Raw genomic sequence first — 6,281 nt, forward strand, 5'->3', positions numbered from 1 at the left:
TGCGGCTTTTCCTTCGCCGTATCCGGGATGATGATCCCGCCGGCGGTCTTGGATTCGGATTCAACCCGGCGTACGACCACGCGGTCATGAAGCGGCCGGAAATTCGACTTTGCCATTTTTGGATGTCCCTAGTGCGGATGTTGAACGGTTCTCCGTTGCCGGAGCGTCGTTGGCACTCGTCGGTGGAGAGTGCTAACGTGGCAGTGAGATAGGTTGTAGGGTCGTGCTAGTCAAGACGAACGAAGGGGGCGGACGAGGAGAGGGCGAAGAGCAAAACATTTTGGAATCGATATGCTGCGCGTCAACCAGTTTTGCAGGAAATCGCTCGCGCGAGGTCCACGAACCGGCGCTTTTTGGGTGTCTTGCCGCGGTGGGTGGCGCATTTCCGCAATAGGTGCGGTCAGCTGCTAAGCGTGTTTCAACTAAGCTCTGGGCCGACTTTCGTCTCTGTTTGGAATGTGAAATTATGTGAAATTGATGGCCGAGCAGTTGGCCAGAATCGACGGCCAACCGAACAGTCTTGAGCTTTTTGCAATTCATCCCTAACCTGGAGTTGCATCGCCAAAAGGAGCGCTCATCGCTTCGGCAGGCACTTGCAGGCCATGATCGGATGTCGTCTTGAGACGATATTCCCCTCGGGTTCGGGTAGCCTATCGAAGCGAAATCTTCGACCAGTTGTTTCCGGAGCCCGATATCGTGATGAAATACACAGACGTTGAACCAGGTCTTAAAGATGAAGTCCCCTGGTCGGACAGCCTGACCTCTTACGACAAGGAGCACTTCAAGACCTACTTGAGGTTCCTGGACGCCTCCGCCGACGATGCCAGTTATGAGGAGATGGCGCAGGTCATCCTCGGCATCGATCCGGCGGAAGAGCCGGTGCGCGCGCGGAAAGCCGCGAGAAGCCATCTCGATCGGGCGAACTGGATGATGACGACCGGTTACAGGGAGTTGTTCGCCTAAATGAGGGTGAACGGGCGGCGACACACGCTGCTTGTTCAGACGTGATCACGGCGTCCGCCACAAGAACGGGATGACATCCGGGCCTGCGGGAATGCAGGCTTCCGCTGACGTCTATTCATTGTCAAACTCCGCTCCTCGTACAGGCAGAAGATTCGCTGCGCCGATGCGTCTGTGCGTGGCCATGCAGGTCAGCGGCGGCCGCTCGTCATATCTGGCCGGCGCAGCAAGGGAGAAGATGAACCCGTGTTCTGGTGGCGGGTCAAAGCCGGACGATGTTCTAATGGTTGTTCGTCGGGACCATGAAGATATGCCCCCTGGTGAGCCACCGCAGTGGCTTGCTCGCCTACCGGGGACTTCACGCCGCTACTTTCTCTTGAAATCGTCATCGCCCTGACAAGACATTTGCGATGGTCAACGGGTGTCGATGAGGCGCCTGTTCACGCTACTAGGGGTCAGAACAAGAGCTGCTCGAAATCATACGCTAAGGTCGAACGGAACGTGAACTGTCGTCTCTGACGCGCATGATGGTCTGTCGGCTGGTTTGGAACTTTCTGGCGAGAGCTGAAACGTTCAGGCCGTTGGCCAGCCCTTTAAGAACATCTTGCTTCCGCGTTTCGTTGAGCCGCGCCGGTCGGCCAAGGGTCTTTCCTTCTGATCTTGCCCGTTTGAGGCCAGACTGCGTGCGTTCGATAAGCAGATCACGTTCGAACTGTGCGACGGCATTGATGACGTTCATGGTCATCTTGCCAGCGGAGCTTGCGAGATCGACACCACCGAGAGCGAGGCAGTGAACCCGGGCACCCAATTCCTCCAGTTTTCCTACTGTGGTGCTCACATCGATGGCGTCCCGACCAAGACGGTCGAGCTTCGTCACGATGAGCACATCCCCGGCTTCGAGCTTATCCATGAGCCGGATGAAGCCCCGGCGCCGCGCAATTGCGATACTGCCGGAAATAGTTTCGGTGACGATGCGGCGCGGCTCGATGTGGAACCCGGCGGCCTGGATTTCCTGGATCTGGTTTTCAGTCGTTTGGCCGGTCGTGGAGACACGGACGTAGGCAAAGGTGCGTGGCATAGGCTCGATTCGTCCGAATAGGCTGTCCGAAATGTCGAGCATGTCCGTAATTATGTCAAGCTAATTTGTGGACAGTGCGATTTCACCCTGTACGGAACCGGTCGTTTTCGGACATGCCAGAGGCCATTGGCGCGAAGTTGCATGGAGTAAAGAAATGGCCCGGCGGAAGCTTCTCAAATTCAGGATCGACAGGAGTTGTTCGGCGTGCCGACCGATGAAGACAGCCTGATCCGTCACTATACCCTGTCTCCGGCCGATCGGCTGGAGATCGCAGTCCGGAGGCGCAAACATAACCAGCTTGGCTTTGCCGTTCAGCTTTGCCTGATGCGATATCCGGGTAGAACGCTCATGGCGAACGAAATACCGCCGAGGATGATGCTTCATTATATCGCTGAGCAACTGAACGCCGAACCGGAAAGCTTCAACTCCTATGCGAGGCGTGAGCCGACCCGGCTGGAGCACGTCTCGCACCTCCTCGCCTACCTTGGGATGAGAACCGCAGCAGCTCCGGACCGGCGGGCCGCCTTGATGTCGGGAATCGAAACGGCGGCGACGACCGACAAGGGGTCTTCGATTGCCAAGGCAATCGTCACCACCATGCGGGAACGCAATGTGGTGCTTCCCACGCCGGACACCATCGAGCGGATCGGGCTGGCGGCACGCGCCATAGCGCGACGGCGCGCGGAAGCGGCGTTGATTTCCGGCTTTTCCGCTGAGCAGCTCCAGAGCCTCGACGATTTGCTGAAGGTGGATCCGGCGATCGCACAGACGCGGTTCCATTGGCTACGATCTGCTCCGGACGCACCCGGCTCCAGCAACCTGGTCGCGATGATGGAAAGGCTCTCCTTCATTCGCACCCTCAATATCGATCCCCGCCTGCAAGGCCGCATCCATTCCGGGCGCTGGGACCAGATGATCCGGGAGGGCGATGTCACGCCGGCCTGGCTTGCCGCCGATTTCAACGCCAGCCGTCGGCGCGCGACGATCGTCGCCCAAGTCATCAAGCTCGGCCACAAGCTGACCGACGACGCGGTCACCATGTTCATAAAGCTGATCGGCAGGCTCTTTTCCCAGGCCAACAATCGCAAGAAGCAGCGCCATGCCGAAACGCGTAAAGAGACGGCGAAGGCGCTCCGGCTGTTTCTCGATACGATTTCCGCCCTTCAGGCCGCCAACGACAACGATGAGGATGCGATCGAGACGATCAACCGCTACGTCGGCTGGCATCGTCTGTTGCAGGTAAAGCCCGCTCTCGAAGCCATGGTGGAAAATGGAGATCCTGATCCATTGCTTGTGGCGGTGGAGCAATACGCGAACGTCCGCAAATATGCGGCGCTGTTTCTACGCACCTTCGCTTTCCGCTCGGCTCGCCGGAACGATCCCCTGCTTGCGGCGATTGAAACCCTCAAATCCCTCTACGAAGATGGGCGGCGCAGCCTTCCAGATCGGGTTCCGGTTGCCCATCTCGGCACGACGGCCCGCAAATTGATCTTCAGCGGATCAAAACCTGATCGTCGTCTCTACGAGATTGCCACGCTGGCGGCGTTGCGGGAGCGGCTTCGCTCAGCGGATGTCTGGGTCGAAGGCAGCAGGGTATTTCGCCCGATGGATGAGCATCTCATGCCGCGCCCTGCCTTCACCGATCTCAAAGATACCGACCAGCTCGGCCTCGGCGTCCAGCGCGACGGGGCGCAATGGCTCGCGCAAATGCAGCAATTGCTCGACTTCAATCTGAAACGCCTCGCACACCGCGCCCGGAACGGCAAGCTTGAGGGTGTCCGTCTAGAGGCCGGAACCCTGCTGGTGACGCCGCTGGCCAGCGAAGTTCCTGCCGCGGCCGAGGAACTGAATCTTGAGCTGAACGACATGTACCCGCTCGTCGAGGTGCCGGATCTTCTCAGAGAGGTGCATGAGTGGACGGGCTTTGCCGACCAGTTCACCTATGTGCGAACGGGCGACATGCCGCAAAACATCGCTGCTATGCTTGCCGGCACACTCGCGGACGCAACCAATCTCGGGCCGAAACGCATGGCGGGCGCATCGAAAGGGATCAGCGCCCATCAGATCGGCTGGATGCGCATGTTCCATGCCAGGACCGAAACTTATCGGGCGGCGCAGGCAAGCGTGACCGACGCCCATGCGCGTCATCCCCACGCTCTGCTCTGGGGAAATGGAACGACCGCGTCTTCCGACGGTCAGTTCTTCCGGGCCAGTGATCGTGCTGCAGGGCGCGGCGATATCAACCTCCACTATGGCAGCGAGCCAGGAACCAAATTCTACAGCCATCTCTCCGATCAGTACGGCTACTTCAGCATCCTGCCCATCAGTCCGACTGAAAGCGAGGCGGCCTATGTTCTGGACGGGCTGTTCGACCACGACACCATCCTCGACATCGAGGAACACTTCACCGACACGGGCGGCGCCAGCGACCATGTCTTTGCCCTCTTCGCCCTGATCGGCAAGCGCTTTGCGCCCCGACTGCGCAACCTCAAGGACCGGAAATTCCATACCTTCGAAAAAGCCGATACCTACCCGGCCCTCGCGGACCATATCGGCGTGCGGATCAATACCGCGCTCATCATGGAATATTGGGATGATCTGCTGCATCTGGCGGCGTCGATCCGTGCGCGTACCGTTGCACCCTCGACGATTCTCAAAAAGCTGGCTGCTTCGCCGAATCCGAGTCAGTTGGCCAAAGCCCTGCGGGAACTCGGCCGTATCGAGCGATCCTTGTTCATGATCGAGTGGTATTCCAGTCCGGCCTTGCGTCGGCGGTGCCAAGCCGGTCTCAACAAGGGCGAGGCAGCGCACAAACTCAAGCGTGCCGTCTTCTTCCATGAGCGAGGCGAAATCCGCGACCGATCATTCGAAAGCCAGGCATTCCGCGCCTCTGGTCTCAATCTTGTCGTCAGCGCGATCGTCCACTGGAACACCGTCTATCTCAGCCGCGCCGTCACCCATCTGCTTCAGGGTGGCCGGAATATCCCCGACGCCTTGCTAAAGCACGTCTCGCCGCTGAGCTGGGAACACATCAATCTCACTGGCATCTATGCTTGGGACACGGCGCCGGACCTTCCGGAAGGCTTCAGGCCGCTCCGCTTGCCGGGGAAAATGCTCTTGGCGGCATGAGGTTCATGCTCCGTTCGACCTTAGCGTATGATTTCGAGCAGTTCTTGTTCTGGCCCCATTGTCGCGAAGATTGGCGATGAACGGACGGATCACAGCCTATAAGCCTCGAGAACGCGGCCCGGAAGGGCGATGCGCGTCACCACGTTGACGTGCGGAATCGTGCGTCCTTCCCTGTCGCCAATATCCGCTGTGATGGTGGCGGCTTCGCCGGCCGCCTTGATTTCATCCTGGTTCGGCTGAATTGGCGTCAGCACCAGGTCGGAGTTGCGGATGATCGTATCGCGGATGACGCTGTCGACGCCGGGTGAGTCCATCAGGATTACGTCGTAGACGCCGTCTTGTTCGGCCAGCACGGTTTCAATGCTTCGCTGGGTTGCCGCGCTGTGCAGCTCGATGTTGGCCGGAAGATTGTCCTTGGCCTCACAGCGCTTCCACCATTCGGCGAGGTTCTGGCGCGGATCGGCGTCGATCAGAAGAACCTTCTTTCCATGAATAGCGTACTCGCCGGCAACGAGGATAATGACCGTCGTCTTCCCGGCGCCGCCTTTTCTGCTGATCGCGCAAATTCTTCGAGGCATGTCTGAACCCTCTTTTGCCGTCCCCCAAAAGCCGAACGCGGCAGGCCGTAGCCACGGCTCATCTTTTTACACGATGCGTTCACGCCTCACTATGCCAGGGTGTGATACTTCGATCACATCTTGTGTTCACATCGAGAAGCGATGTGAACACATCGTGTGAATATGTCGTGTGAAACTTGGATGGCGCGCGCTGGTGCGTGTTTCGGTAATTCCCGGACACCCTTTTCGCTAAATCCCGGACAGTGATTTCAGTAATTCGCGGACAGCGATTCCGCTAAATCCCGGACAGTTTTCGGAAGCGGATTTAGCGGTCGGTTCTTGGCTGCGCCGTTCTGGCAGTTTGGCCTCTCACGATGATGTTGAGAGGGGCCATGCCGAGACGGAAGCAAGCGAGACGAACGAGCGTGAGGGACATCCAAGCGATCTTGCGCCTGACCCATGAGCAGGGTCTTTCGGTGCGTGAAGTGTCGGAACGGCTGAAGATCAGCAAGACGACAGTATCGACCTATTTGCTACGGGCGCGGGAGGCCGGGCTG

Annotated in this window: 3 protein-coding genes and 3 pseudogenes; 3 read left to right on the top strand and 3 right to left on the bottom strand. The window is 58.7% G+C overall.

Features of this window, described 5'->3' with window-relative positions; genetic code table 11:
- A pseudogene (locus tag IQ26_RS38370) lies at positions 1–116 on the bottom strand (co-chaperone GroES); the annotation flags it as partial.
- A gap of 583 nt (positions 117–699) precedes the next feature.
- Here IQ26_RS38370 and IQ26_RS38375 point away from each other — a divergent pair.
- On the top strand, positions 700–963 hold the full coding sequence (locus tag IQ26_RS38375) for a DNA -binding domain-containing protein (RefSeq protein ID WP_145723518.1): 264 nt from the start codon (positions 700–702) through the stop codon (positions 961–963).
- Positions 964–1,444: 481 nt separating this feature from the next.
- Here IQ26_RS38375 and IQ26_RS38380 read toward each other — a convergent pair whose 3' ends face one another.
- Positions 1,445–2,038 carry a recombinase family protein gene (locus IQ26_RS38380; RefSeq protein WP_145723519.1) on the bottom strand — a complete coding sequence of 198 codons (594 nt, stop codon included), beginning with the start codon at positions 2,036–2,038 and terminating at the stop codon, positions 1,445–1,447.
- Between the two features lie 154 nt (positions 2,039–2,192).
- On the opposite strand from IQ26_RS38380, the pseudogene IQ26_RS38385 reads away from it, so the two are divergent.
- Positions 2,193–5,167: pseudogene (locus IQ26_RS38385) on the top strand (Tn3 family transposase).
- A 12-nt stretch (positions 5,168–5,179) separates the two neighbouring features.
- Here IQ26_RS38385 and IQ26_RS38390 read toward each other — a convergent pair.
- A pseudogene (locus IQ26_RS38390) lies at positions 5,180–5,745 on the bottom strand (ParA family protein); the annotation flags it as partial.
- A gap of 371 nt (positions 5,746–6,116) precedes the next feature.
- On the opposite strand from IQ26_RS38390, the gene IQ26_RS38395 reads away from it, so the two are divergent.
- Positions 6,117–6,281 (top strand): sigma factor-like helix-turn-helix DNA-binding protein (locus tag IQ26_RS38395; protein WP_145723463.1); only part of this gene is annotated, 165 nt, incomplete at its 3' end.

Origin of the sequence: Mesorhizobium tianshanense (assembly GCF_007830515.1) — a bacterium.
Lineage (GTDB): Bacteria > Pseudomonadota > Alphaproteobacteria > Rhizobiales > Rhizobiaceae > Mesorhizobium > Mesorhizobium tianshanense.

Excerpts from the sequence above, each read along its gene's own strand:
- IQ26_RS38375 (WP_145723518.1), top strand. The coding sequence starts at position 700 with ATGAAATACACAGACGTTGAACCAGGTCTTAAAGATGAAGTCCCCTGG.
- IQ26_RS38380 (WP_145723519.1), bottom strand. The coding sequence starts at position 2,038 with ATGCCACGCACCTTTGCCTACGTCCGTGTCTCCACGACCGGCCAAACG.